This window comes from Nocardioides sp. NBC_00163 (assembly GCF_045206295.1).
In the GTDB taxonomy this organism is placed as follows: Bacteria; Actinomycetota; Actinomycetes; order Propionibacteriales; family Nocardioidaceae; genus Nocardioides.
Map to the genome: position 1 here is coordinate 1,032,062 of NZ_CP108155.1, position 25,846 is coordinate 1,057,907.

The 25,846-nt window shown below is 70.4% G+C and carries 21 protein-coding genes; 6 read left to right on the plus strand and 15 right to left on the minus strand.

Annotated elements, in window-relative coordinates; translation table 11 throughout:
* Positions 1–93 precede the first annotated feature (93 nt).
* Entirely contained in the window at positions 94–588 is a 495-nt protein-coding gene (locus OG801_RS04990) for a hypothetical protein (RefSeq protein WP_406034121.1), read from the plus strand.
* A 20-nt stretch (positions 589–608) separates the two neighbouring features.
* On the opposite strand, the gene OG801_RS04995 is transcribed toward OG801_RS04990, so the two are convergent.
* Positions 609–917 (minus strand): type II toxin-antitoxin system PemK/MazF family toxin, encoded by a 309-nt coding sequence (locus OG801_RS04995; protein WP_406034123.1) that lies wholly within the window; start codon positions 915–917, stop codon positions 609–611.
* Between the two features lie 560 nt (positions 918–1,477).
* Here OG801_RS04995 and OG801_RS05000 point away from each other — a divergent pair.
* Positions 1,478–2,770 carry a DUF222 domain-containing protein gene (locus OG801_RS05000; protein WP_406034125.1) on the plus strand — a complete coding sequence of 431 codons (1,293 nt, stop codon included), beginning with the start codon at positions 1,478–1,480 and terminating at the stop codon, positions 2,768–2,770.
* Between the two features lie 131 nt (positions 2,771–2,901).
* On the plus strand, positions 2,902–3,237 hold the full coding sequence (locus tag OG801_RS05005) for a DUF1048 domain-containing protein (RefSeq protein WP_406034127.1): 336 nt from the start codon (positions 2,902–2,904) through the stop codon (positions 3,235–3,237).
* Between the two features lies 1 nt (position 3,238).
* On the opposite strand, the gene OG801_RS05010 is transcribed toward OG801_RS05005, so the two are convergent.
* From OG801_RS05010 to OG801_RS05030, 5 genes are read right to left on the minus strand one after another with little or no spacing between them, the layout of a single operon-like run.
* Positions 3,239–3,736: a GNAT family N-acetyltransferase gene (locus OG801_RS05010; protein ID WP_406034129.1), complete on the minus strand. Its 498-nt coding sequence runs from the start codon at positions 3,734–3,736 to the stop codon at positions 3,239–3,241.
* Positions 3,727–5,712, minus strand: coding sequence for a penicillin acylase family protein (locus tag OG801_RS05015; protein ID WP_406034131.1), 1,986 nt, complete (start codon positions 5,710–5,712; stop codon positions 3,727–3,729). The genes OG801_RS05010 and OG801_RS05015 overlap by 10 nt, the downstream gene beginning before the upstream one ends.
* Positions 5,709–7,961 carry a GNAT family N-acetyltransferase gene (locus tag OG801_RS05020; protein ID WP_406034133.1) on the minus strand — a complete coding sequence of 751 codons (2,253 nt, stop codon included), beginning with the start codon at positions 7,959–7,961 and terminating at the stop codon, positions 5,709–5,711. The genes OG801_RS05015 and OG801_RS05020 overlap by 4 nt, the downstream gene beginning before the upstream one ends.
* On the minus strand, positions 7,958–9,271 hold the full coding sequence (locus OG801_RS05025) for a lysine N(6)-hydroxylase/L-ornithine N(5)-oxygenase family protein (RefSeq protein ID WP_406034135.1): 1,314 nt from the start codon (positions 9,269–9,271) through the stop codon (positions 7,958–7,960). The genes OG801_RS05020 and OG801_RS05025 overlap by 4 nt, the downstream gene beginning before the upstream one ends.
* On the minus strand, positions 9,268–10,722 hold the full coding sequence (locus OG801_RS05030; RefSeq protein WP_406034137.1) for a pyridoxal phosphate-dependent decarboxylase family protein: 1,455 nt from the start codon (positions 10,720–10,722) through the stop codon (positions 9,268–9,270). The genes OG801_RS05025 and OG801_RS05030 overlap by 4 nt, the downstream gene beginning before the upstream one ends.
* A 104-nt stretch (positions 10,723–10,826) precedes the next feature.
* Here OG801_RS05030 and OG801_RS05035 point away from each other — a divergent pair, with 104 nt between their 5' ends.
* Positions 10,827–12,086 carry an MFS transporter gene (locus OG801_RS05035; RefSeq protein ID WP_406034139.1) on the plus strand — a complete coding sequence of 420 codons (1,260 nt, stop codon included), beginning with the start codon at positions 10,827–10,829 and terminating at the stop codon, positions 12,084–12,086.
* Here the strand turns inward: OG801_RS05035 and OG801_RS05040 are convergent.
* A complete protein-coding gene (locus OG801_RS05040) occupies positions 12,083–12,955 on the minus strand; it encodes a type II CAAX prenyl endopeptidase Rce1 family protein (RefSeq protein WP_406034141.1) in 873 nt (290 codons plus the stop codon). The genes OG801_RS05035 and OG801_RS05040 overlap by 4 nt on opposite strands.
* Positions 12,956–13,133: 178 nt before the next feature.
* On the opposite strand from OG801_RS05040, the gene OG801_RS05045 reads away from it, so the two are divergent.
* The gene (locus OG801_RS05045) at positions 13,134–14,384 is read left to right on the plus strand and encodes a sensor histidine kinase (RefSeq protein ID WP_406034143.1); all 1,251 of its coding nucleotides are present in this window, start codon (positions 13,134–13,136) and stop codon (positions 14,382–14,384) included.
* Complete coding sequence (locus OG801_RS05050; protein ID WP_406034145.1) at positions 14,381–15,040, plus strand: response regulator; 660 nt, start codon at positions 14,381–14,383, stop codon at positions 15,038–15,040. Before OG801_RS05045 ends, OG801_RS05050 begins: the two co-directional genes overlap by 4 nt.
* Positions 15,041–15,046: 6 nt before the next feature.
* Here the strand turns inward: OG801_RS05050 and OG801_RS05055 are convergent, their stop codons facing one another.
* From OG801_RS05055 to OG801_RS05090, 8 genes are all read right to left on the minus strand, one after another.
* Positions 15,047–15,436 carry a hypothetical protein gene (locus tag OG801_RS05055; protein ID WP_406034146.1) on the minus strand — a complete coding sequence of 130 codons (390 nt, stop codon included), beginning with the start codon at positions 15,434–15,436 and terminating at the stop codon, positions 15,047–15,049.
* A gap of 199 nt (positions 15,437–15,635) precedes the next feature.
* Positions 15,636–17,939, minus strand: a complete 2,304-nt coding sequence (locus OG801_RS05060) for an autotransporter-associated beta strand repeat-containing protein (RefSeq protein ID WP_406034148.1) — start codon at positions 17,937–17,939, stop codon at positions 15,636–15,638.
* A gap of 120 nt (positions 17,940–18,059) precedes the next feature.
* A complete protein-coding gene (locus OG801_RS05065) occupies positions 18,060–18,677 on the minus strand; it encodes a response regulator transcription factor (protein ID WP_160021882.1) in 618 nt (205 codons plus the stop codon).
* Positions 18,674–19,924: a sensor histidine kinase gene (locus tag OG801_RS05070; protein WP_406034150.1), complete on the minus strand. Its 1,251-nt coding sequence runs from the start codon at positions 19,922–19,924 to the stop codon at positions 18,674–18,676. The genes OG801_RS05065 and OG801_RS05070 overlap by 4 nt, the downstream gene beginning before the upstream one ends.
* Positions 19,921–22,008, minus strand: a complete 2,088-nt coding sequence (locus OG801_RS05075; protein ID WP_406034152.1) for an MMPL family transporter — start codon at positions 22,006–22,008, stop codon at positions 19,921–19,923. The genes OG801_RS05070 and OG801_RS05075 overlap by 4 nt, the downstream gene beginning before the upstream one ends.
* 94 nt (positions 22,009–22,102) lie before the next feature.
* Positions 22,103–22,477, minus strand: a complete 375-nt coding sequence (locus OG801_RS05080; protein ID WP_406034154.1) for a universal stress protein — start codon at positions 22,475–22,477, stop codon at positions 22,103–22,105.
* 46 nt (positions 22,478–22,523) lie between these two features.
* Positions 22,524–24,587 carry a tripartite tricarboxylate transporter permease gene (locus OG801_RS05085; protein ID WP_406034156.1) on the minus strand — a complete coding sequence of 688 codons (2,064 nt, stop codon included), beginning with the start codon at positions 24,585–24,587 and terminating at the stop codon, positions 22,524–22,526.
* 10 nt (positions 24,588–24,597) lie between these two features.
* Entirely contained in the window at positions 24,598–25,797 is a 1,200-nt protein-coding gene (locus OG801_RS05090) for a Bug family tripartite tricarboxylate transporter substrate binding protein (protein WP_406034158.1), read from the minus strand.
* Between the last annotated feature and the right edge of the window lie 49 nt (positions 25,798–25,846).

Consider the following 25,846-nt stretch of genomic DNA (forward strand, 5'->3'; position numbering starts at 1 on the left):
CGATTGTGCCCGCTCGAGGCAACCCCCGTGACTCCTTTTCCGGGCTCGACCTGAGAAACTGCGTGGAACCCCCGAAACCCCGAGGAGCCATACGTGTCGAGGAAGCTGCTGAGCGTCGCAGCCGTCCTCTTGGCGACCGCTCTCGCCGGCTGCGGCTCCGGGGAGCCCACCACCAGCAGCCCTGGCCCCAGCCCCTCCACCTCCTCCCCCGTCGAAGCCTCCGGACCCTGTCTCTTCGAACCTGGTCAGGTCGCCAGCGCCATCCCCGGCTCCTGGTCGCATGCCGCCGACGAGGACGTCTGCACCTACACCAGCGACCGGGGCGCGATCTTCGTGACGACGTTGGTCGACACCTCCGTCTCTGCCGGGCTCGCCGCCAGCCGGGAGGACTGCATCTCCTCGCCGGCGCCTGTTGAGATCGACGACCGGGCGTTCGTGTGTATCGAGTCGCACGATGACGGGGATCTCGTGGTCGGCAATGTTGCTGTCGGGAGTCGGCTGTGGTCGCTTGTCATCGTCCCTGATCAAGGGGTTCACGATGCCGAGCTCAGTGCGATGGGGCGGCTCGTGGAGATGGTTGCCGACTGACCCCCTTGGTCGAACTACGTCTACCGGAGTCCACCGAGACGGAGGGCATCTTCGATCTCGCTGAGTTTCGCGGAGGACAGGGCGCCTGCTCGCTCGATCAGGTCGTCTCGGGACAGGGTCGTCAGCCACGTGCAGGGGGTGAAGCCTGGGCGCGGCAACGCAAACCGGACCACGCCTTCAAAGGGCAGTCCTTCGGTGGCGCCTACTGCCACTTCGACGCCCAGACCGGTGACGTCGACACCCGCCGGGGCGACTACCTGCATCACCTGGATCCCGAACGCGTCCTCGTCCGACAGCAGCACCACCGGCCGACGCTCGTCGAACTCCACCCACCAGACTTCGCCACGTTGCACATGTCCTCCTGACACGCGACGGCACGCCGCAGGTCTCAGCGTGACCCTATCTGCTGGCTGGAGGCGTTCGGGCCTAATGGGCCGGATAGCGGGTTCACACTAGTAGAGCCGCCTTCCCCCGCTGGTCGAGCCGCCTTGCCCCTGCTGGTCGAGCCGCTCTGCCCCGCTGGTCGAGCCGCCCTTGCCCCGCTGGTCGAGCCGCCGGAGCCGCTAGGCGGAGGCGTGTCGAGACCAACACGGTCCGCTTCTTCGGAAACCTCGCTTGGCGACTGTTCTTCGTTTCAAGGTTCGCCGCCGACCCTTGATTTGAGTGTTTCTCGATCGTGCGCCGCGTCAAGGACGGGCTTCGCCCGCCGGCTTCGCCGGCCGCTTCGCGGTCCTTGACCCAGCACCCGATCGAGAAAGATCTCGCCTATATCGGGGCGGCGGCGAGAGAGTGGCGCGGAGCTCCGTTGCTTGTTCGCTGACTGCGTAACTGTCATCTGACCAGCACAAATAGGTCGCGCCTGGGTACTCGATCGCATATAATAAGGCGCATGTACGAGACCATCGACCACCTCCTCGCAGGGCCGCCTTCGGGGGCGTCCGAGGCTGAGCTGGTCGACTGGATCAGTGGTCTCGAAGAGATCAAGTGCACCGCCGAGGCGGTCCAAGCAGAAGCGGCAGTACGTCTCGACGAAGCCGTCCGCGCACGCCAATCAGAGGCTGGGGTTCCTGCCCGCAGGCTCGGCGAGGGGGTCGCCTCCCAGATCGCGCTGGCGCGGCGGGTCTCACCCGAGAAGGGCGCCAAGCAGTTGGGGCTGGCGAAGATCCTAATCAACGAGATGCCGCAGACCTTCGCGCTGATGAGAGCCGGACTGTTCTCCCAATGGCAAGCAACGATCCTCGCCCGCGAGACCGCGTGTCTCTCGGTGGACGATCGTCGGGTCATCGACTACGAGCTCTGTGCCACCGATCCGGGCGGTGAGCCGGCTCGAGCGATCTCGATGGGACTGCGACAGCTCGAGGACGCTGCCAAGAAGCTGGCGATCACCCTGGACCAGGAATCCGTCGTGGCCCGGGCCGCGAACGCCGTGAAGGACCCCCGCGTCAGCCTGCGGCCGGCCCCGGACACGATGACCTGGCTCGGCGCCCTGCTCCCGGTCAAGGACGGCGTCGCCGTCTTCGCAGCACTGGACCAAGCAGCCAAGGCCGCTGCGGCCGCCGGCGATGAACGGACTCGGGGTCAGGTCATGGCCGACACCCTCGTCGACCGGATCACCGGCCGCACCACCGATGCGAAGCCCCGGATCGAGGTCAAGATCGTGATGACCGCCGACTCCCTCACCAACGACACCAACCAGCCGGCCATGGTCGAGGGCTACGGACCCGTCCCGGCAGCCTGGGCCCGCGAGGCGCTCGCCGATGCCGAGGTGTTCGTCCGGCGCCTGTTCACCGACCCCGCCGGACGGCTGGTCGCCATGGAATCACGTGCCCGCAAAGCACCCGACGGGCTCGCGGAGTTCATCGCCACTCGTGATGGCGGGATCTGCCGCACCGTCGGCTGTGATGCCCCGATCCGGAACATCGATCACGTCGAACGCCACGCTGACGGCGGCGAAACGAGCGCCGAGAACCTGCAGGGTTTGTGTGAAAGATGCAATCAGGCCAAGGAAGCCCTCGGCTGGCAAGCCAGACCGGGACCGGACGGCAGCATCATCACGATCACACCCACGGGCCACACCTACATCAGCCCTCCACCCGAATCCTGGGCACAACCGCCACCAACCTGGTCCCGGGCTGAGTTCGGGCTGCGCGACGTACTCCTCGAACACACCCTCGCGGCCTGAGGCCCCAGGGTCGCGGAAACTTTCTTCGGATCGGTGCTTGACCTTGACGCTACGTCAGGGCTGCACGCTTCTTGCACGGCCCCAAACACGGAGCCCGGGGAACACACCAACCGATCCAAGGGAGCACCATCATGAACAACCTCCTCAGCCGCCTCGTGGGTGACAAGAAGGACTGGAAGCGGATGGAAGCCCGCGCTGCTGAGCTTCCCGCCGACTACCGCACCGTCTACGCAGAGATGAAGAACTACATGTGGCGCTTCACCGCCGGCGACGGCATGGACATCGTCGAGGTCCTCCGCGAGATCCTCGATCTGTTCGAGACCGAGGCCGCCAACGGAACCTCGGTCATCGAGGTCACCGGGACCGACCTGGCCGCGTTCTGCGACGCACGGCTGCCCGAGCAGCACGACGCCTACCGCGCCAAGCTCCGCGCCAACCTCAACGAGGTCGCCCAGAAGCTCGCGTGAGTCAGGGAAGGTCGAGGAAGGCGTACTGGGCGACCTTGTGCGGAAGCTGAACGACAGGGCCGCGTTTGAAACCGTAGTCGTCGAGCCTGGCGAGGGAGGCCTCGTTGGAGGCGTCGGGCTCGACGACGGCGCGGCGGGCGCCGGACTTGGAGATGACCTCCTCCAGGAAGAACTCGAGGACATCCTCCGTCCGGCCCTTGCGGGTCGGGGTGTCGGCCAGGAAGAGGTGGACGCCGATGTCGCCGGGGCGTCGATCGTAGAAGGTGCCAAGCTCGTCGACCTCGGGGTCCCAGGTCTGGAAGAGCGCGACCGGATCGCCGTCGAGCTCGACGATGTACGCAGCCAGATGAGGCTGCTCCTGCAGCCACGTGTAGATCTCCTCGATCTCCTCGCGCGGCTTCTCGACCATGCCCCAGAACCGGGCCCGATCGTCGTGCAGCCAGCCGCACAACAGGTCGATGTCGGCCGACGGCTCCAGGTCACGAATGGTCAGGGGCATGTCTTCTCCTCGGTGAGCAGGGACCAGTCGGTGACGACGCGGACCGCGCCTCCCCTGGCCCAGGCGTCGTGCTGATCGGTGTGGTGGGGGCTGTACGGGCATCCGCTGACGCCGAGGGGAACGACCCAACGGCTGTTGTCCCGCTCGGCCAGATCCCAGGCGTAGCGCGCCACCGAGCCCCGGACGGTCACGGTGGAGCCCGGGATCCAGGCGTTGCAGCGGACCGTGTCGGTGTCGCCGGGCAGTGGGGTGGCAGGGGCGGTCCGGGTGTGCGGGAGGTCGAACTGCTCCAGCGCGTGCAGCGGCCAGAAGCGGTGTTCCTCCGGCCAGGGCGTCGGCTCGCTGCCAGCGTCGCGTACGGCCTTCGCCGCCTCGGCGACGAGCGCTCGCGGGTCCAGACCGAAGGGTTTCTCGGCGGCCAGGATGATGTGCAGGGCACCGGCCACCCGCGCGGAGAGGCTGAACCACGGCTCGTAGAGGGGCCCGTGCTCCGACGGCTCCCGCAGCGGCGCGAGCACCGGTGCCGCGCAGATCCGGTCGACGACCTCGGCACGCAGCGCGGCGTACCAGGCCGCGCCCGGCGAGCCGTCCATCGCGCCGTCCCACCCGGCCAGCGCCTGGGGCCGCAGCTCGACCGGGACCAGCGCGAGCAGCAGCGCGCCCGCGGTCTGGGTGGTGTCGGCGAGCACCGCCACCGCCTGCACCGCGTCGAGAGGACCGACCTCGTCGAGGAGGTGCGCGATCCGGTCCGCCCGGAACGGCGGCGCGAAGCCGGCCGCGAGCACGTCGAACTCCGGCATGCAGCGGTCGTTGGCGGTCACGACAGAACCATCCGCCGACGCCGTACGCCGCGGCAGCGGGTCGACCCAGCCGGTCCACTCCCCCGCCTCGTCGCGCCTCGGCACGCGGCCGCCGACGGTGTGGACGACGTCGCCCGCCACGTCGGCGATCACCCAGTTGTTGACCGGCTCGACCCAATGCTCCACCGCGGCCTCGACATCGGCGACCGAACGGGCCCGCAGCAGCGGCAGCAGCGCCCCGAAGCCGAGGTCGGCGAGCTCGTGGCCGGGCGAGCGCAGCACCTCTCCCCAGCCCTCGTCGGAACCGCCGAGCACGACCGGCCCGCGGTCGGTCTCCAGCACCTCGACCTCGACCGGCTCCTGGTCGCGGACGAGCACCGTCTCCACGCTCCGCCGCACCACATCGCTGCCCGAGCGCAGGTCGACGCGGTAGAGATCCTGGTAGTCGGCCATCGCGTTGGTGATCCCCCACGCGACCTGACCGGCGTGCGCGAAGTGCTGCACGCCGGGAACGCCGGGGAAGGTCATCCCGACGACATCGAAGGCGTCGTCGGGGTCGGTGCACGCTAAGCGCACCTGGAGATAGACGTTGGGCGCCTCGAAGACCCGGTGCGGGTCACCGGCCACGAGCGGCAGACCCGATCGGGTGCGGCCACCGCCGACGGCGTACGCGTTGGAGCCGCCGGAGAGGCCTTCTGTGCGAAACAGCTCGGCGTCGGTCCCGAGCACCCGCGCCGCTCGGGCGCCGAAGAGCTTCGAGGGGAACGACCCGAAGAGGATCTGCTGCACCCAGAACACAGCCAGCGGCGTCCACGGCTGCCAGGTTCCCGGCGCGGGCCCGAGCCCGTCGGGCTCGTCGAGCTCCGGGCAGGGCGCCCCCTCCAGGCCGGAGCGGACCCCCTCGACGTACGCCGTCAGGAACCCCTGCGTCTCCTCGTCGAGCCGCGCGTAGGCCTCCTGCGCCACCACCGCCAGCCGAGCGCGGCGGGCGAAGGCGTCCCACTCGAGCCCGGCCGGGCCGAGCAGCTCGGCGGTACGGCCCTCGCCACGCAGCCGTTCGATCTCGAGCTGCCACGCGCGGTCCCGCGCGGTGGCCCAGCCCTGCAGCCGGGCCACCTCGGTGAGCGAGGCACCCCGCACATGCGGGATGCCCCACTCGTCCCGAAGAAAGTTCATGCGATCGGGTTGGCCAACGTGCCGGCGAACATGAGCGACTCGGCCTGGTCGGTGATGTCGACCATCTGCAGGGTGTTGCGGAGCTGGAGCCGGTTCAGGCACGAGTGGCGGAAGCGCGGGCGGAGGAAGTCGTAGCGCGCGACCGCATCGGCCAGCTCCGGGTGGTCGGCGGCATGGTCGACGATGCAGGCCCGCGTCTCGGCCCAGAACTCGGTCTCTGGTAGCACCCCCTCATCATCGAGGATCGCGGCAACATAGCGCAGCACCCCGTCGAAGATGTCGGTGTGGACGGCCAGCGCCTTGACGTCGTCGGGGAACTCCCCGCGGATCCGGGAGACCTCCTTCGGCAGCGGCAGGTCGCCCATCACCGCCACCTCCTCGCCGATGTCCTTCATGAACATCCGCACCGGGACGTGGTCGCGCAGCACCATCACCAGGTTCTCGCCGTGCGGCATGAACACCAGGTCGTACGCCAGCAGGCAGTGCACCAGCGGGCGCAGATAGGCGTCGAGGTAGCTGCGCACCCACTCGCGGGCGGGCAGCCCGGAGGCGCGGACCAGCTCGGCCGCGTACGAGGCACCGGCGGCGTCGCGGTGGAGCAGCGCCGCCATCGTCGCGCACCGCTCCCCCTCCGAGAGGCGCGGCACCGGCGACTCCCGCCACAGCGCGGCGATCATCTTCCGGTAGGGCGACGGGTTCGGCAGGGAGTGGAAGACGTCGCCGGTCCAGCCGATCGAGGCGAGCTCGCGCAGCACCCCGAAGCCGCGCTCCTTCAGCTCCGCGTCGCCCTCCACCAGGTCGGCGACCCAGTCGTTGATGGCCGGGGTCGCCGCCATGTAGGCCGGCGAGAGTCCCCGCATGAAGCCCATGTTCTGGATCGACAGCGCGGTCTTGACGTAGTGCCGCTCCGGACGGCTCGTGTTGAAGTACGTCCGGATCGACTGCTGCGGGCGGTGGACGTCCTCGCCCTCGCCGACCAGCACCAGCCGGCGCGCGGCGACGTCGGTGGCGAAGGTGACCGCCAGCTTGTGGCGCCACTGCCACGGGTGGACCGGCAGGTAGCGGAACCCGTCCGGGTCCAACCCGAGCCCGCGCAGCTTCGCCGCGAACCGGGCCAGCGTCGCCTCGCCGAGCTCGGCCTCGTAGAGCGCCTGCTCGTCCTCGCCGCGGCCCAGGGCCAGGTGGGACTGGTCCCGCGAGACGGCGACCCACAGCAGGCTCAGGTCGTTGCTCGTCTCGGGCGCCCAGCGCGCGTGGTCGTCGATGTCGAAGCCGATCCGGCCGTTGTTGGCGACGAAGGCCGGGTGGCCCTCGCTCATCGCGCCCTCGACGCTCTGGTGGTCGGCATCGACCAGGTCGGCGGCGGTCAACGTCTGGTGCTCGAGCTTCCAGCAGGCCGAGGCGATCGTGGCCGCCAGCTCCTCCAGGTAGGTCGGCAGCAGCTTGTCCGGGATCCCGAGATCGCGCGCGAACTCGGCGACGAACGCCTGCGCATCGACCTCGGCCTCCTCACCCCCGGTCGTCCGGACGATCGAGGCCGGGTCCACGACCCAGTGCTCGAGCTGGAAGCGGCGGCCGGTGAAGGCGTACGTCGAGGACGGCCCCTGCAGCTCCCAGCCGGTGTCGGTGGCCACGGGCGCGATCATCCGCTCGTGGCTGAACTCGGCGATCGCCTTGGCGACCAGGTGGCGGTGCGCGACGCGCAGGTTCTCCGGGCGCAGGTGGGCGGCTGCGTACATCTCCCGGGTGCAGACCGAGAGCATCGCGGTCTTCTCCCCGATGCTGATCTCGCGCAGCTCGACGAAGCCGGCCTCGGTGTTCTTGCGGCGGATCGCCTCGTTGCGTACGTCCGGCTCGACCACCACGCGACGCACACCGGGGTCCGCGAAGCAGTGCCGCATGACCGCCCGGAAGACCCGGGTGGTGTAGCCGGTGACGGGCTCGCCCGAGGTCGGCGCGACCAGGACGTGCATGCCCAGGTCGCCGGGAGCCAGGTCCGGCACGTGAGTGATCCCGGCGAGCTCGCTGCGGGCGGGGTCGTAGGTCTCGACCAGGAACGCCGGCACGCCGTCAACCCGGCCGAGCCAGGCGTCGTGGTGCGGGTGGCCGGCGATGCGCGCGTACTCCGCGGCGACATCCTCCAGCGTGGCGTCCAGCATCATCCAGTACGCCGAGCGCGGGTGGGTCACCCAGGAGTGGACGGTGGCGAGGTGGGCCTCGATCTCGAGCGGTTCGATCGTGATCCTCATCGGTTCTCCTCCGTGCCCTGATCGGGCTGAATCTTGAAACGGTCGGGCACGCCGAACTCCTGGAAGGCGACCCGCTTCTCGACCGGGTACGGCTCCCGGCCGAGGATCGCGGCGAGGATCACCGAGCTGCGGTAGGCGCCCATGCCGAGGTCGGGGGCGACGAAGCCGTGGGTGTGCTCCTCGCCGTTCTGTACCCAGATCTCTCGGTCGGCGGTGTCGACCGAGAAGGTCGCGCTGGCGGTGTAGCGCCCCTGCTCGTCCAGGCGGAGCCGGTCGCGGACGGGCTCCAGGAAGGCCGGGATGCCGGCGCGGTAGCCGGTGGCGAGGACGAGCGCCTCGGTCGCCATCTCGTAGTCCTCCTCCTGCTCCACGTGGTGCAGCGCGAGGTGGTAGCCGCCGTCGGTGCGGGTCACGCCGCGCACCTCGGTGTTGGTCAGCAGCGTGGTCTCGGCCGGGTCGGTGACCGACCGGGTGTAGAGCGCCTCGTGGATCGCGTCGATGGTGTCGCCCGAGATGCCCTTGTAGAGACTCTGCTGCGCCTTCAGCAGCCGGTCGCGCTTCTCGCTCGGAAGCGCCTGGAAGTAGGCGGAGTACTCCGGGGAGGTCAGCTCGAGGGTGAGCTTGGTGTACTCCATCGAGAAGAACCGCGGGCTGCGGGTCAGCCAGGCCAGCTGGTAGTCGTGGTCGGGCTGGGCGGTCAGCAGGTCGAGGTAGACCTCGGCGGCCGACTGCCCGCTGCCGACGACGGTGATGCTGCGCCGGGTGACGAGCTCGTCCTTGCGGGCCAGGTATTCGGCGCTGTGCAGCGCCGGCCCCTCCGCGGCGACGGCCTCGGCCGCACACTCCGGGACGCGTGGGGTCGTCCCGGTCCCGAGCACCAGCCGCCTGGTCCGATGGGTCTCGCCGGAGGCGGTGGTGACGACGTACGTCTCCCCGTCGTGCTCCACGGAGGTGACCTGCTGTCCGAAGCGGACGGAGTCGAGCCGCTCGGCGACCCACTGGCAGTACTGGTTGTACTCGCGCCGGTGTGGCAGGAAGTTCTCGCGGATGTAGAACGGGTAGATCCGGCCGGTCTGCTTGAGGAAGTTGAGGAAGCTGAACCGCGAGGTCGGGTCGGCCATCGTCACCAGGTCCGCGAGGAACGGCACCTGCAGGGTGGCCTCGTCGAGCATCATCCCGGGGTGCCAGTCGAACCGGTCGCGGCCCTCGAGGAAGAGGCAGTCGAGCTCGTCGATCGGGTCGGCGAGGGCGGCCAGGCCGAGGTTGAACGGGCCGAGCCCGATGCCGATCAAGTCATGAACACGCGTCATCGGGCGACCTCCGGAACGGCACGGCCCAGCGTACGGACCTGCTCGATGATCTCGAGTACGTCCTGCACGGAGGCCTTGGGGTTGAGCAGGGTGAGCTTGAGGAACTGCCGGCCGTCGACCTTGGTCGCGGCGACGACGCCGCGGCCGCCGCTCCACATCTCGGCTCGGATGCGGCGGTTGAGGTCGTCGAGACCAGCCTCGTCGAGACCAGCCTCGTCCAGGTGCGGGTCGACGTAGCGGAAGACGACTGTGGAGAGCTGGGAGGGCGTGATGACCTCGATGTCGGGCTGCACGCTGAGGATGTCGTAGACCTCGCGCGCGAGGTCGATCACGGTCTCCAGGTAGGCGCCGATCTGGTCGGGGCCCATCGTGCGCAGCGTCAGCCACAGCTTGAGCGCGTCGAAGCGGCGGGTGGTCTGCAGAGACTTGTCGACCTGGTTGGGGTTCTCCGACTCCCGCGGGTTGAGGTAGTCGGCGTACCAGGAGGCGTGCTGCATGGTCGCCAGGTCGCGGACCAGGAGCGCGCTGGAGGAGACCGGCTGGAACCAGGTCTTGTGGTAGTCGATCGTGATCGAGTTCGACCGCTCGATGCCGTCGAGCAGGTGGCGATACTTCGGCGAGGCGAGCAGCCCACCGCCGTACGCCGCGTCGACGTGGAACCAGACGTTGAAGTCCTGGCAGGCGTCGGCGATGGCGTGGAGAGGGTCGATGACACCGAAGTCGGTGGTGCCGGCAGTGGCCACGACCGCGGCCGGGACGAGACCGTCGACGACGCACTCGTCCAGCGCCTCGCGCAGAGCGACGACGTCCATCCGGTGCTCGGCGTCGGTCGGGATCGCGATCGCGGCCGCGTCGCCCATGCCGAGCAGGCGAGCCGACTTGGCGATGGAGAAGTGGCTGTCCGCGGAGGTCAGGAAGCGCAGCCGGTCCAGAGGTACGCCGCGGCGCTCCGCCTCACCGCGGGCCAGGAGCAGCGCCTGCAGGTTGGACTGGCTGCCGCCGCTGGTGAAGATGCCGTCGCGGGTCGCCTCCGGATAGCCCGCGCGGGCCGCGGTCCAATCGATGAGACGACGCTCCATGAACGTACCGCCCACGGACTGGTCGAAGGTGTCCATCGAGGTGTTGACGGCCGCGATCAGCAGCTCCCCGACGAGGGAGGGGATCACGACCGGGCAGTTGAGGTGGGCGGCATAGGAGGGGTCGTGGAACCAGACGGCGTCCTGGAGCCACAGCTTGCTGACCTCGGCCAGCGCGGCGGCGCCGTCGACGAGGGGGTTGTCCAGGTCGACCTCGGCGACCGGTCCGGCGGCCTCCTCGGGCGAGATTCCGGTGGTGGGGCCCGAGAGGGTGGCGAGCTGGTCGACGAGCAGCCTGATTGCTTCGGTGATCCCGCTGGTGTACTCACGAGCATTGTCGGGGTGGAACAGATGCTCCAAGTGCGGTGCGCTCACTGGTCTCCTTCGACACGGGGGGATTAGGTTAGGCGAACCTAAGTGAGGCTACCCTAAACGCGTCCCCGCCAGACAGGTGGGCCAGAGAGAGGACGATCACACCCGTGCCGCACTCCCCCACCCAGGCCCGTCGCGTGCTCGCAGGCTTTGCCTTCGCCTCCCTCGGCAACGGTCTGACCCTTCCGTTCCTGTACGTCTACATGGCCCAGGTCCAGGATCTCGGGTCGTCGACCGCGGGCTGGATGTTCGCCTGGATGGGTCTGGTCGGCCTGGCGGCCGCCCCCGGGGTCGGAGCGCTCCTCGACCGCTTCGGGCCTCGCGCGGTCCTGATCGCCGCGCTGGTCGTGGAGTCCGTCTCGATCGGGTCGCTCGGCTTCGTCGACGGGACCGTGCCGACGATGGCGGTGCTGGCCGGCGTGGTCGTGGGCGCCTCTCCCCTGTGGCCGGGCACGACGACGCTGCTGGCCGGGATGGTCCCGGCCGAGCACCGCGAACGGGCCTACGGCTTCGCCTTCCTGGGGCTGAACGCGGGCATCGGCGTGGGTGGTCTGGTCAGCGCGTTCCTCATCGACGTGACCCGCCCGGAGACCTTCCAGGTGCTCTACCTGTGCGACGCCGTCGCCTATCTCGTCTACGCCGCGGTGCTCGCCTTCCTGGTCCGCTCCCCCGCTCGGACCGGCGAGGACGAGTCCGAGGACGCGACCGCCGGATCCTGGGGCGAGGTGCTGCGCGACCGGCGGGCGGTGGCCCTGGTCGCCTGCGGCGTGCTCGCGGTGACCTTCGGCTACGGACAGCTCGAGGCCGGCGCGACCGCCTACGCCGTCGACGTGGCCGGGGTGCCGGCGACCGCGCTCGGCTGGGCCTTCGCCGCCAACGCCGCCGTGATCGTGTGCGGGCAGGTGATCCTGTTGCGGCTCACCTCCGGCTGGCGGCGTACGACCGCACTGGCGTGCGCCGTGCTGACCTGGTCGCTGGCCTGGACCGTGCTCGCGGCCGCCGACCTGATGCCCGTCGCCGGCGCGATCGCCGCCGTCGTGATCGGCCTCGCGATCTTCGGACTCGGCGAGACGCTGTGGGCTCCGATCGTGACCGGGCTGGCGAACACCATCGCCCCCGACCACCTGCGCGGCCGCTACAACGCCTCCCTCGGTCTCACCCTGACCCTCGGCCAGATCCTCGGACCGGCGCTGGCCGGCTCCCTCATCGGCAGCGGCCTCGGCCACCTGTGGGCGGTCGTCGTGATCGGCGGCACCCTCACCGCGGGCCTGGTGCTGACCCGGCTCCGGTTCCTGCTCACCGCGGCCGAGGACGGCGCTCCGGAGGCAGAGACCCTCCGGGAGCCCGTCCAGGCGACCGCCGACTAACGCTCGGAGGGGTATCCCAGCCGCCCGCGCGTGGCGACGATGACGATCGCCGCGCCGATCCCCGCGGCGAGCAGCACGGCGAGCTGGAACCGGTCGGCGTCGATGCCAGGGAAGAGCTCGGTGGAGGCCACCGAGGCGTAGTTGTTGACGCTGGTGTGCAGGAGCATCGCCAGCGGCAGGCTCTGTCCGGTGCGGTTGAAGACCCAGGTCATCACGATCCCGAAGGTGACGCAGAAGGCCGCGAAGACGAGCGGGGCGTACCAGCTCACGTCCGGCCAGCCGGCCCAGTCGGTCAGGAACAGCGGCATGTGCCACAGCGCCCAGATCGGGCCGAGCACGAACGCGGACCCGAGCGGTCCGACCTTCCGCTGAAGCCGGGGCAGGGCGAAGTCGCGCCAGCCCGGCTCCTCGGCGAGGCCGGTGGTGATCATCTGCAGGATGAGCCCGGGAACGTACGCCACCAGCACGAACAGCCACGCCTGCGACGGCGCCGCCATCTGCCCACCGACGGCCTGGGTCGCGATGATGATCGTGGCCGGGACGCCGATCAGGATGCCGGCGTACCAGCGCCAGCTCGCCCGCCAGCGCCACATCCCGACCACCCAGGCCCGCAGGCCGGCCCGGCCGCCGACGAGGCCGGTGACCAGCGCGGCGCTACCGATCGGGCCGAGGTACGCGCCCGGGAGCATCCCGAGGAGCTGGCCGCCGATCATGCCGCCGGGGAAGGTGAGGTCCCAGACGCCGAGGCCGCTGTTGGAGAGGACGTACGGTGTCCAGGCCAGCCAGCTCGCCGCGAGGGCGAGCACGAAGAAGGTGGAGAGCTGGTGGCGGCGTACGAATCCTCGTAGGCCTTGATCCGGTTCGGTCATCGGCCGTGTTTCTGGCTGGGTCGTGGTCATGGTCGTTCCCTTTCGGCGGGGGTCGCTTTCCTGGCGAACCTGAACCTATGAACGGGACCGAACCGGTCGCGCCTGGCAAAAGAGCGAACCTTCGCACTTGCATCGAAAGATGCTGGCGACCGGGACCTGTTGCGGAAAGGATGATGGCGTGAGCGACGAGACGACCCGAATGGTGCCGCGACTGATCCCTCCCGTGGTGGTCTGGCTGGTCACCACGGCGCTGCTGGTGGCCGCGCCGAGCCTCGACTCGGCCGACGCCGAGATCGGCGGCAGCCCCGCACTCGGCAGCGCGGGTTGGTGGGTCGCGCTGGTGGTGCTCACCGCCCAGGCGGTGGTGCTCCTCGAGCGGCGCTCGCGGCCGTTGGCGGTGCTGCTGGTCGTGGCCGCCGCATCGGTCGTGCTGGCGGTCAGCGGCGCTGGCGACACCACCAGCCTCGCCTCGGCGGCTGTGCTGGTCGCCGTGTGGTCGGCGGTGACCTCGGTGTCGCTCCCCCGCCGGGTCCGGGCCCTGGCCGGGGCGCTGACCGGGGCCGGGCTGCTGGTCGCGCTCGGCACCTGCCTGAGCCAGACGAGCATCGGACTTCCGGTCGGCACCGCGGTTCTGGCCGGTCTCGTCCAGGGTGCGGGCGTGATCGCGGCGCCGGCGCTGCTCGCCGCCACCGTGCGCGCACGCCGCGACGCGCGGTCGGCCCGGACCGACCTCGCGGACGCCGTCGACCGCGAGCAGTCCGCCCAGATCGCTGCGGCGATCGCGGAGGAGCGTACGGCGATGGCCCGCGAGCTCCACGACATCGCCGCTCACCATCTGACCGGCATCGCGGTGATGACCGGCGCGGTCGAGCGGCAGATCGACACCGACCCGGCGGGCGCGAAGGAGTCCCTACGCCAGGTCCGCACCCAGAGCACCGCGATGTTGCGCGAGCTGCGTGGACTGGTCACGCTGCTGCGGAATCCGGGGCAGGCCGAGGAGGCGAGCGGGCACGAGCGCCTGTCCGAGCTGGCGTCCCTCGTCGACGACGCCCGTCGTGCCGGGCTCGAGGTGTCGTTCTCCACCTTGGGGGCCGGTTCCGTTGCTGGGAGCGTCGGGCCGCTCGCCCAGCTCTCCGCCTATCGCACCGTGCAGGAGTGCCTCGCCAACGCCGCCCGGCACGCGCCGGGTGCCCGGTGCGAGGTGGTCCTGGACGCCCGAGATCCGGCCGAGGTGGTGGTGACGGTGGGCAACGGGCCGCCGCCCATCACCCCCGCGGGGACGCCGCGGCGTCGCGGCCTGGGCCTGGTCGGCATGCAGGAGCGCGCCGACCTGACCGACTCGACGCTCGAGGCCGGACCGACCGCCGAGGGCGGCTGGCAGACGCGGCTGCGGATCCCCGCCACTGCGACCGCGGAGCTGGCCGGATGATCCGGGTCGTGGTCGCCGACGACCAGCCGCTGGTGCGTGCCGGGCTGCGTACGCTGCTGGAGACCGAGCCCGACATCGAGGTCGTCGCGGTGGCCGAGGACGGTGCCGCCGCGGTCGAGCGGGCGATCGCGCTGCGGCCCGACGTGGTCTGCATGGACATCCGCATGCCCGGCCGCGACGGCATCAGCGCCACCCGCGAGCTCTGCGGCCCCGACGTCACCGACCCGATCCCGGTGCTCGTCCTGACCACCTTCGACATCGACGACTACGTCTTCGGTGCCCTCGAGGCCGGCGCCTCCGGCTTCCTCCTCAAGGACGCCGACCCCGATGCCATCGTCGCCGCCGTACGCTCCGTCGCCGCCGGCCACGGCACCCTCGACACCTCCCTCACCCGCCGCGTCCTCCGCGAGGTCGTCACCCGCAGGCGTACGCAGCCCGTGACCGCCGCGCGCGCCAGCGAGGTCCTCACCACCCGCGAGCTCGACATCCTTCTCCACCTGGCCGAGGGCATGTCCAACGAGGAGATCGCCCAGGCGCTCGTCCTCGAGGTCTCCACGGTCAAGTCCCACCTGGCCCGGATGATGCCCAAGCTCGGCGTGAAGTCCCGTCTCCAGGCCGCCGTGTGGGCCTACCAGTCGGGACTCGTCCAGCACTGAGGCCGATCAGGTCCTTCTCAACGTCCGCAGCGCGCCCAGGCCACCTGCGAGCGCCAGCAGGGCGACGCCGCCGCCTGTCACGGCGAGAGTGGCGCCATGGAGGCCGAATGAAAAGAAGCCCTCGTCGTAGGTGGGTCGCTTACTCTCGGGGACAGTGGCGGCGTAGGTGTCGACCAGATCCTGGATCTCTCTCTGGTCGGCCGCCGAGAGACCCGGACCGTCGTCGCCTAGCGTCTCCGAGAGGTCGACCATGTCCTCACCCGTCGCCCCGAACCCCACGACGTACGTCTGGCTCATCGCGTTCTGCTCGGCGATGCCGGCGATGAAGTAGGCCAGGCTGACTGCTACCACGCACACCCCGGCGAGGATCGCGAGACCAAGCCCGAGATCGCCCACCCGGAGCCCCGAGGCTGTGCGTTTGTCATGGCGCCATGCTCCCACTCAGGGCCTGGTCACCCTCCCAGACGAGTCCCGTCGAAGTATGTCCTCAAGCCCGCGGGCTGTCGCCCGGCGGTTTCCGGTGCTCCGCTGACATATCGTCATGATGGCACTCCTCGATCCGGCGCCGCACGCAGTTCACCGAGGGAAGCGCCGGTCAGCCGTCCGACCGGGGGCGGGTCGGAGGGGCGGCTTGGTCGACGAGGTCGCCTCGGTCCAGCTGGTCGGACCTGCGGCGTCGGCGGACGAGGACGAAGGCGACCGCGCCGAGGACGAGTGCGGCGACCGAGGCGGAGAGGATGGCCGCGGCGGGCCAGGCACCGCTCCGTGAACTGGAGGATCCGGCGGCATCCTCAGACGAGGCGGCCCCGCTCGGGGCGGTGAGCAGGACGCGGTCTGCCGCGTAGCTGATCTCGTAGGCGGCGCCGCCGATGTCGAGCCGGTCCCCCTCCTCCAGGCCCGCGAACGTCCCGGTGATCTCGCCGCCGGAGCTGACGACGGGGATCTCCCGTGGAAGGGCCGCGCCGTCCTTGTGGCGGGTCTCGAGCTTTCCGCCCAACTCGACGTCGCCTGCGACCGTCAGCTCGGTACCGGTGCTCACCTGGAGGGCAGAAGTCTGCCGGAGCGTGAGGTTGCCTCCGACAGCGGTTCTCCCGCTGACGCCGAGCGCTCTGCGGACGACGAGGCCCCCGGCGAGCTTCGCGTCAGCGAGCACGAGTGTCCCGCCGGAGACGGCCCAGCGTCCCCGGGCGGTACTCGTGCCGGAGTAGGTCAGCGTCGCGGGCCCGGCCTTCACCAGGCCGCCGGCGCCCGCGACGCGGCCGTCGTACATGGTGTCCTTGGCGCTCACGACGGTCAGCGTCGTGGCGCCGAGGCGGAGGGTACTTCCCTTGACCCCGCGGAGGTTCTTCACGGTCTGGTCCCCCGCAGCGGTCACGTCGAACGTCGCGCCGGGTTTCGAGAGCCTCAGGCTCGCCGACGACGCGAGGGATCCGCCGGCGAGGACGAGCGCGCCGCCCGACACCGTCGTCCGCCCCGAGTAGGCGGTATCGTCGGTGAACGTCACCGAGGCTGGGCCAGCCTGCTCGAAGGAGCCCGCTCCCGAGATCCCGGACAGCTTGATGTCCCGCTTGGCATTACGGACGACGAGGGCGCCATCGTCGACGATGTTGGCGCCGTCGGTCCCGGTGATCAGCCAGGAGTCCTGGCCCGGCCTGCCGGTCCCCAGCCGGAGGGTCGCGCCCCTCTCGATCGTGGTCGTGCCGTCATAGTTCTGCCGGTCCGCGAAGGTGACGTCGTTGCCCGGCGTGCCGGCGACGGTGACGTCGCCGACGCCCACGGCGGCCATCGTGTCGTGGTACTGCCCGCCGGAGATCGGCGCGCCCAGAGTGACGGGTCCGTTGTAGTCGAAGATCAGATGCCCACGGGCGCGGCGCGTGTACAGGTTGATGTAGATCGTCTCGCGGGTGCCGGGCATGAAGAACCGGTTGTGCGTGCCGTCGCCCCACTGGACGATCGCGCCCTGGATGTTCACGCCGCGCTTGTTGATGTTCTTGGGGACCGGTACGAGGTTCAGGTTGGGGTCCGAGAGGGACGGGTTGGTCTCCGAGCCCTGGTCGGTCCAGGAGTAGACGCCGGTCATGACCACGCGGCTGCCGTCGGGAGCGCCATAGAAGTTGACGTCGTTTCCCCACTCGCGGGAGAGGATGTCGAACCCGAGAACCGTGTCGTGATCGTGGGGCGTGTCCACCTGGAAGGTGCCGTAGTTGACGAACTTGGACAGGTTCGGCAGAGACGTACGAAACATCTCCCGCTTGCTGGCATGGGCTCCGGTGCCGTTGACGATGGTGCCCGAGAATGGGTGGTCCCCGGCCAGCTCGACACCCTCCCAGACGAAGCGGGGCTGGTTCAGGACGCCGCCGCCGGAGAGGATGCCCGGGTGGTAGAGCGCGCCGCCGACGGCGACGATCAACGTGCCGTCGACGTGGTGGTTGAGCGCGTTCCAGGCGAAGTTCGGATAGTCGTACGGGTAGTGGCCGATCCGGCCGGTCGTACCGCCGGCACCGTCGCCGTACTGGAGCGTCGCCCCGGCATCGACCGTCACGGCAGGAGGATCGGCGTCGACCATCGAGGCGTAGGGGTGGTTGGTGACGCCCAGGACCTCCATCCGCTGCCGTTGGCGGTCCTCGGGGATCTGGAAGTCGCTGTCCGCGGTGAGTATGAGCTTGCCCCGCCCGCGGATCCGCAGCGTGCCCACACCAGAGAAGACGCCGCCGTAGACGACCTCCTCGCCGTCACCGAGCGTGATGACCGCGTCGCCTGCCAGTTCGACGCTCATACCGGCCCGGACCCGGTCCGTGATGTCCGTCGCGGCCTGAGCCGGGACACCTGCGAGCGAGACGGCGGCGAGGGCCAGGGCCACCACGGCGAGCGGCCGCAGCAGACGGGACGTATCCGGCATGACGGGATGTTAGCGCTAACCTCCGGCAACGGGCGACCACGCCAGGAGTACGTCCTGACCGACGTCGATCCGCAGCAGCCCGTCGCCGATTCCGCGGCTCGGGTGTGACTGCCACCGGAGTCAGATCAGGCCGGTCTCCTGTGCGACGTGGATGGCCCGGGAGCGGCTGTCGACGTCGAGCTTGGTGAAGATGTGCGCGAGGTGGCTCTTCACGGTGGCCTCGGTGACGAAGAGCGTGCGCGCGATCTCCTTGTTGGTCGCGCCCCTGGCGAGGTGTCGCAGCACCTCGATCTCGCGATCGGTGAGCCGCGGCAGCGGGCTGCGCATGCCCTTGAGCACCCGGGTGGCCAGGTCCGGAGCGAGGACCATGTCGCCGGCGGCCGCGCGGTGGATTCCCTGGACGATGACCTCGGGGTCGACGTCCTTGAGCAGGTAGCCGGCGGCACCCGCCTCGATCGCACCGAGCACCTCGGCGTCGCGGTCGAAGGTGGTCAGGATCAGCACGGCCGGCGCCGGGTCGAGGGCGCGGAGCGCGATCGTGGTCCGGATGCCGTCGATCCCGCTCCCCAGACGCAGGTCGCACAGCACGACGTCGGGATGGAGGTGGCCGGCGAGGGTGATCGCCTCCTCGCCGGTGGCGGCCTCCCCGACGACCGTCAGGGCGTCGCCCGCCTCGATCACGGCGCGCAGGCCGCTGCGTACGACAGGGTGGTCGTCGACGAGGAGCACCGTGGTCATCGCGACCCCTCGATGTGGATCGGGAGATGCGCGGAGACGGCGGTGCCCTCACCGGGAGTGCTCTCCACGTCGAGTCCACCTCCGAGCTCGCGAAGACGGGCCCGCATGAAACGCAGGCCATAGCTGGACGAGCCGGCATCGGCGTCCTGCTCCCAGGCGGCGACATCGAACCCGTCGCCATCGTCGCTGATGTCCATACGCACCGAGTCACCGTCGTCGATCAGCGTGAGGACGACCCGGGTCGCGCCGGCGTGGAGACGTACGTTGGCGAGGGCCGACTGAGCGGTGCGGAGCAGCGCGACCTCGACCTCGGTCCGCAGCAGCGGGAGCGTGTCGTCGACATGGAGGTCGACGTGCAGCCCGGCCTCGTCCTTCGTGCGGTCGAGCATGCGCCGAAGTGCCGCAGCGAGGGCGGCGTCCTCGAGCTCCGCCGGTGCCAGGGCCTCGACGATCCGGCGTACGTCCGCGAGGCTGTCGCCCGCCAGCGCCTCGACCTGCGCGAAGGTGCGCGAGGACTCGGGGTCCGTGGTGCGGTTGCCTCCGGCGTGGGTGAGGAGCCGGATCGAGGAGAGCGCCTGCGCGATGGTGTCGTGGATGTCTCGCGAGATCCGGGTGCGTTCGGCGACCGCCCCGGAGTGGCGCTGGGCGAGCAGGAGCTCGTCCTGCAGCTCGGCCATCTCCTGCTGAGCCTTCCGCAACGAGGTCACCAGCCGTTCTCGCTCGGCGGCGTCGCGGAGGAGCTGCAGGTATCCGCGGGAGATGCCGAACGCGAAGATGCCGCCGATGAGCGGTCCGAAGACGTCCGCGTAGCTGGTCGCGCCACTGTGCAGGATCGGGGCGACGATCACCACCACGAGGATCGCCGCCGAGAAGACCAGGCCCCAGCGCAGCGGCAGCAGGTGCCCGGCGAGCAGCCACAGCAGGAACGCGAGCCAGACGAACTCGTCCGAGACCGCGACCGCGGCGACCCAGATCACCGCGAAGCCGAGCAGCCACCACACCGGGAGCCGCCGCGAGTCCGTCCTGACCGGCAGGATCGTGCCGGCGGTGTGCCACCCGAGGATCGCCAGCCCCGAGACGACCGCGGCGGGAAGCGGCACCCCCTCGCCGATCGCCCTGCTGACGCCGATCGCCGTCAGCACGACCGCGATGACGTGCTGCCCGATCTCCATCGCCCGCACCGTCGAGGCGGCCGGGGCCTGATGCGAGACGCCGAGCTGCCTCAACGGTGCGTGTACGACACTCATGTGCTCGATTCTCCCCCGGCCCGCTGCAGTCGTCCCGGCCACCAGATGCGGTCGCCCACCAGGGCGAAGATCGCCGGCACGATCACCGTACGCACCACCAGGGTGTCCACGAGCACGCCCACACCGACGATCAGGCCCAGCTGTCCGAGAGTGACCAGCGGCAGCACACCGAGAGCGGCGAAGACCCCGGCGAGGACGATGCCGGCGCTGGTGATCACACCGCCGGTGTGGGCGACCGCCTCGACCATGCCCTTTCGGGTGCCGAGTTGCGCGGCCTCGGCACGCGCCCGGTGGACGAGGAAGATCGTGTAGTCGATCCCCAGCGCGACCAGGAACAGGAATGCCAGGATCGGCACCTGCAGGTCGAGCGCCTGCTGATCGAACAGCACCCGGCTCAGCCAGGCCCCGGCGCCGATCGCGGCGACCGCGCTGGCGAGGTTCACCAGGAGAAGCAGACCGGGTGCGATGAGCGAGCGCAGCAGGACCAGGAGCACAAGGAAGCTCACCGCGAGCACCAGCGGCGCGATCACCAACAGGTCGCGCTCGCTCCCCTCGGCGGCGTCCAGCTCGGTCGCGACCGCACCACCGACGAGCGCATCCGCGCCCTCGATCGGATGGACCGCCTCCCGCAGGTCGACGATCTGGTCGAGACTCCGCTCTGTGCCCGGCGAGTAGTCGCTGGTCACCATGATCTTCGTCAACGACCCGTCGTCGGTGACCCCGGCCGGCTGGGCGCGCACCACGCCCTTCACGTCACCCGCGACCGAGGCCACCTCGGCGGCGGCCTCGGTGTCGGCGAGGACGTAGACCGGCTGGGCCTCGCCGGGCGGGAAGTGCGCCGAGAGCGTCTCCAGGCCGGCGGCCGACTCGGACTGCACCCGGAACTTCTCGATCTGGTCGAGCCCGACCGACGTACCGGAGAGGCCGGAGGCCATCACCGCGAGCAGCGCGAGCCCACCCAGCAGGCTGGCCACCGGACGCTTCACCACCCGCGACGCGACCGCGCGCCAGACCCCGCCCTCGTCACGTGACTCACCCGGGCGAGGGACGAACGGCCAGAAGAGCCGACGCCCGCACACCGCCAGGGCCGGCGGGAGCACGAACAGCACCGCGACGAGGGCGATCAGCAGACCGATCGCCGCAGGAACGCCCAGCCCGCGGGTCATCGGGATCGTCGCCAGGACCAGCGTCAGCAGGGCCAGCACCACCGTCAGGTTGGAGGCGAGGATCGCGAGCGCTGTCTTCCGCCAGGCCGTGCTCAGCGCCAGCCGGTCGTCCTCGGTCCGCTGCAGCTCCTCCCGGTACCGCGAGATCAACAGCAGCGCATAGTTGGTCCCCGCGCCGAAGACGAGAACGCTGACGATGCCGGCGTCGAACCCGAAGTCCCACAGCGCTCCCGCTGCCGCCGTGACCCGCCCGGCGAGCGCATCGGCGAGGGCGACCACGACCAACGGGATCAGCCACAGCACCGGCGAGCGGTAGGTGAGGATCAGCAGCACCGCCACGATCAGGACCGTCACCAGCAGCAGCGTGAAGTCGGCGCCGTCGAAGGCCGCGGCCGCATCGGCCCCGAACGCCGGTCCGCCCGTCACCTGCAGGGTGAGCCCGTCGGGCGTCTGCGCCGCGATATCGGTACGCAGGGCCTTGACCACCCCGGACGTCTCGGCGTTGTCGGCGCCGACCGTGATCGGGACGACGAGAGCCGCTGCCTTCCCGTCCTCGCTGAGCATCGGGCCGGCGGAGTCGGGCGCGCCCTGCGCACCGACCTGGACGCCGAGCCGTTCGAGACCGTCGAGATCGCCTCCCGAGAGGACACCGTCGTCCTCGCGGGAGGCGACGACGAGCACCGACTCACGATCCGCACCGGGGAACTCCTCCAGCAGCTCGCCCACCCGCGTCGACTCCGAGCCCGCGGGCGCCTGCCCGGTCCGCGCCGGGGCCTCCGCCCCGGCGAAGGCCCCGAAGAGCACCCCCATCACGACCACCGCGAGACCGAGCGCCACCCAGGCCCCACGGCGGGAGGTCAACCTGTCTGCGAGATGCGGACGAGCACCCGACCGCGTACGAACCAGAGAATCTGCCATGCCGACAACTCCACCAGCGGCGTCGTCTCCGATCATCGCGAGCAGGACTGAACCAGGAATCATCCATTTGGCTGATGCCGGCGGTCCGGAGCGGTCAGGGGCCGGCCACGGAAGGCTTGACCGCGAGCACCGGGCAGGTGGCGTCGAGCAGGATCCGCTGGGCGGTGCTGCCGAAGACCAGCTTGCCGACCGGCGTCCGCGCGCGCAGGCCCAGGACGACCAGGCGCGCGTCGAGCCGCTGGGAGACCTGGATGACGGTGTCGCTGGGGTCACCCAGGTCTCCGCGCTCGACCTCGACCCGGCCGGCGAGCTCCGGCCACCGACCTTCGAGCTCCGCGACGTCGGGGACCCGCTCGTCGCGCACGGCGGGCACGATGACCACGGCTTCTCCCCCTCGGGACTCGGCGACCGCGGCCGTGACGGCGGCGTGTCCGGGCGGGGTGTCGGCGTAGGCGACGACGATGGTCATCGGCGTTCCTTTCGATGGTGCGTGGACGGGCGGGAGGTCGACGTCGTCACTGCAGCAGGCCCATCGGCAGGTCGACCGGCAACAGGGACGGCAGGGCCAGCAGCACGGCGCCCAGGACGAGGGTGTAGATGATCGCCGTACGTGGCCGGGTGCGGGCTGCGTACAGGAGGAACACCGGGGTGAACACCAGGGTCGCCGCGAGGTAGCCGCCGAGCATGACGAGGACCAGGAACGCGGCCATCGCGACAAAGGTGCGCATGGCGATCACCAGGTCGTGACGCCGAGCCAGGGCCCGGGCGTCGACCGCATGGTCCACACGGGTGGCGACCATCGTGGCACCGGACCCACTCGTCGGCTCGAGGCCGTCATCGACCGTGTCCCGCGGGGTGATCTGCCGCCTCGCGCGCAGCTCCTGCCAGGTCAGGATGAGTGCCGCGGCCAGACCGCCGACGGCCACGAGCCGCGGCATCAGCGCGGCCTCTGCGGAGAACGACCCACTCACCCACAGCGCACCGGCGAAGACCAGCACCGCGACGATCGCGACGGCGAGGGACCAGGGCGTACGGGCCAGCGAACCCTCGAGCTCGTCGCCGTCCTTGTCGTCATTCTCGTGCTCGTCCCGGTGGCCGTCGTCGACAGCCCCCGAGGCTCGCCGAAGCCTCTTGATCAGGGACCACGCCAGCGGCACGATCAGCAGCGCGGCGAAGACGAGCACGCCGGGTCGCGCGACCCAGGAGGCACCGTCGTACAGGCTGGCGGTCAGGTAGTAGTAGCGCTCCATCGGGATGGCCAGGACGAAGCCGATCAGGAACGGAGCCCGCGGCATCCCGGTGGCCTTGAGGAAGAAGCCGACCACGCCGAGCGCGACCATCACCCACAGGTCGCCGATCTGGCCACCCTCCTGGAACGCACCCAGGAGCATCACCACGAGGAGACCGGGCCCGAGCACGGCGAAGGGCACCTTGGTGAGCTTGGCGAGCGAGCCGGTGGCGAGGAAGCAGAGGAAAGCTCCGGCGACCGAGGCGATCGCGAACGCCCACACGATCAGGTACATGAGGTCGAGATGGTCGGTGACGATCGCCGGCCCCGGCTGGATGCCGTACGTCAGCAGCATCCCGAGCAGCATCGCCGACGGCACGCCGCCGGGGATGCCGAAGAGGAAGGTCGGGATCAGGTCGCCGGCCTCGACGGAGTTGTTGGCGCTCTCGGGGCCGACGATGCCACGGGGGTCGCCCTTGCCGAACTTCCGCTTGTCCTTGGCTGTGGCCACGGCCTGCCCGTAGGCGAGCCAGGTGCCGGCGGTGGCGCCGACGCCGGGCAGCACGCCGGCCCAGATGCCGATCAGCGCACCTCGGATGACATGAGTCCAGTGGGTCAGCCACTCGCGGATGCCGGATCCCCAGCCACCGGTGAGCTCCACCGGCTTCTCGGTGACTCGTCGCTGCCCGACCCGGCTGGCGATCTCGGCGAGCCCGAACACGCCCAGCGCGACCGCGACCAGGGAGATGCCGTCGCTGAGGAACAGCGACCCGAAGGAGAACCGCTCCTCGGCGGTCGTGGGCGAGGTGCCGACGAGACCGAGCAGGAGTCCGAGCAGGCCGGCGGTCAGACCCTTGACGACGTTGCCGCGCGAGAGCACGGCGGCGAGCGAGACCCCGAGGATGGTCAGCATGAAGAGCTCCGGGCTGCCGAAGGACAGCACCAGGGGCCGAGCCAGCGGAATGGCGAGGGTGAGCCCGACCGCTCCGATCAGGCCGCCGGCCATCGAGGAGAGGAACGCGAGCGACAGGGCGCGTTTGGCCTGTCCTTGTCGCGCCATCGAGTAGCCGTCGAGCATCGTCACGCTCGCCGAGGCGGAGCCGGGCGCGCCGAGCAGGACGGCGGCGACCGTGTCCGAGGTGTGCACCACGGCCAGTGCTCCGATGAGCATCGCGAGTGCGGGCTCGGGCTCCATTCCGAACGTGACCGGGAGGAGGATCGCCACCGCGCCGGTGCCGCCGAGACCCGGAATCAGGCCGATGACCAGACCGGCCACCACGCCGACGGCGAGCATCATGAGGAGCGAGGGATCGGCCAGGGAGGCCAGGGCAGAGAAGGCTGCGTCAGTCATGTGTCTGCCCTCAGTCGATCGTGATGTCGTAGTCGGTCTCGAGCAGCTCGAGGACGTCCTCGCGGACGCTCTCGTCCACCTGGTACGCCTCGCCGATCCGGTCGGCGAGGTCGGGTGAGGCATCGAGCGGATAGCCACCGAGCACCTCGGCGGCGGACTTCTGGAACGCGGGATCGGCGCCCATGTCGTCGGCCGTCGAGCGCAGCAGCTCGACCGCCTCGTCAGGTGTGTCCTCGGGCACCCAGAGCGCCTTCTGGTAGGTGTAGGTCAGCGCCAGGATGGCGCGGTAGGTCTCCAGCGCCTCGGGATCCGGCTGCTCGCCATAGAGCTTCTCGTACGCCTCGACGACGGTCGGCAGGTCCGGGAAGTTGGGATCGCGCACGATCTCGCCGTCCTCGTTCACCTGACCCAGCGAGAAGAGCGGCACCGCGGTGCCGTCCTCGACGAGCGGCTCGACCGCGGGCTCGTACGACGAGGTCGTCTGGTAGTCGATGTCGACCTCGCCGCGCTGGAGCGCGAGGTTGACCGGCCCGCGGCCCTCGAAGCCGAAGGTCGAGTCGATGTCGGCGGAGAGCAGGTCGAAGGCCAGCATCGTCGTGAGGTCGAGGCTGGTGGCCGCGATGCCCCCGAAGATCAGCGGCTTGTCCCGGTCGACGAGGTCCTCGATGCCGTCCACCCCGGCTCCGGTCCGGGCGTAGACCACCGCGCCGGTGCCGTTGGCCAGGACGGGCCGCAGCTTGTTGAAGTCGTAGCGCACCGCCGGCATGTCGAGGAGGTAGGGCACCACTGTCGAGGCGGTGCTGACCAGCACGTCGGTGCCGTCGGTCTTCGCCGAGGTCATGAAGTGGTTGGTGCCGAGGATCCCCTCGCCGCCGTCGTCGTTGACCGGAGCCAGGCCCGGGGAGCCGGGCACCGCCTCGGTCAGCTCGGCGCCGACGAACCGGGCCCAGGTGTCCGTGCCACCGCCCTCGGCGAGCGGGATCATCATCTCGACGGTCTCACCCGAGTAGTCGCCGTCGGCCGTGGAGGCGGCCGGGTTCAGGAAGTCGCCGCCCAGGACGGAGACGCCCACCGCCAAGGCGGTGAAGCCGGCGAGGACGGCTCCGGCGAGTCGTGGGGTCGGCGCAGGTCGCTCCGGCGGGTCCTGCGGTGGGCCGGCATCCTCGTCTGCGGTCGTGGCCACGTCCTCTTCTTCGACGTGCTGGGTCATGAGTTCCTCCAGGTGTAGCGAGCCTCACACGGGCATCCCGTGTCAAGGG

What these genes read in the sequence shown, in the direction of transcription:
- OG801_RS05000 (WP_406034125.1), top strand. Translation starts at nt 1,478, where the DNA reads ATGTACGAGACCATCGACCACCTCCTCGCAGGGCCGCCTTCGGGGGCG.
- OG801_RS05005 (WP_406034127.1), top strand. Translation starts at nt 2,902, where the DNA reads ATGAACAACCTCCTCAGCCGCCTCGTGGGTGACAAGAAGGACTGGAAG.
- OG801_RS05010 (WP_406034129.1), bottom strand. Translation starts at nt 3,736, where the DNA reads ATGCCCCTGACCATTCGTGACCTGGAGCCGTCGGCCGACATCGACCTG.
- OG801_RS05015 (WP_406034131.1), bottom strand. Translation starts at nt 5,712, where the DNA reads ATGAACTTTCTTCGGGACGAGTGGGGCATCCCGCATGTGCGGGGTGCC.
- OG801_RS05020 (WP_406034133.1), bottom strand. Translation starts at nt 7,961, where the DNA reads ATGAGGATCACGATCGAACCGCTCGAGATCGAGGCCCACCTCGCCACC.
- OG801_RS05025 (WP_406034135.1), bottom strand. Translation starts at nt 9,271, where the DNA reads ATGACGCGTGTTCATGACTTGATCGGCATCGGGCTCGGCCCGTTCAAC.
- OG801_RS05040 (WP_406034141.1), bottom strand. Translation starts at nt 12,955, where the DNA reads ATGACCGAACCGGATCAAGGCCTACGAGGATTCGTACGCCGCCACCAG.
- OG801_RS05050 (WP_406034145.1), top strand. Translation starts at nt 14,381, where the DNA reads ATGATCCGGGTCGTGGTCGCCGACGACCAGCCGCTGGTGCGTGCCGGG.
- OG801_RS05060 (WP_406034148.1), bottom strand. Translation starts at nt 17,939, where the DNA reads ATGCCGGATACGTCCCGTCTGCTGCGGCCGCTCGCCGTGGTGGCCCTG.
- OG801_RS05065 (WP_160021882.1), bottom strand. Translation starts at nt 18,677, where the DNA reads ATGACCACGGTGCTCCTCGTCGACGACCACCCTGTCGTACGCAGCGGC.
- OG801_RS05070 (WP_406034150.1), bottom strand. Translation starts at nt 19,924, where the DNA reads ATGAGTGTCGTACACGCACCGTTGAGGCAGCTCGGCGTCTCGCATCAG.
- OG801_RS05075 (WP_406034152.1), bottom strand. Translation starts at nt 22,008, where the DNA reads ATGGCAGATTCTCTGGTTCGTACGCGGTCGGGTGCTCGTCCGCATCTC.
- OG801_RS05080 (WP_406034154.1), bottom strand. Translation starts at nt 22,477, where the DNA reads ATGACCATCGTCGTCGCCTACGCCGACACCCCGCCCGGACACGCCGCC.
- OG801_RS05085 (WP_406034156.1), bottom strand. Translation starts at nt 24,587, where the DNA reads ATGACTGACGCAGCCTTCTCTGCCCTGGCCTCCCTGGCCGATCCCTCG.
- OG801_RS05090 (WP_406034158.1), bottom strand. Translation starts at nt 25,797, where the DNA reads ATGACCCAGCACGTCGAAGAAGAGGACGTGGCCACGACCGCAGACGAG.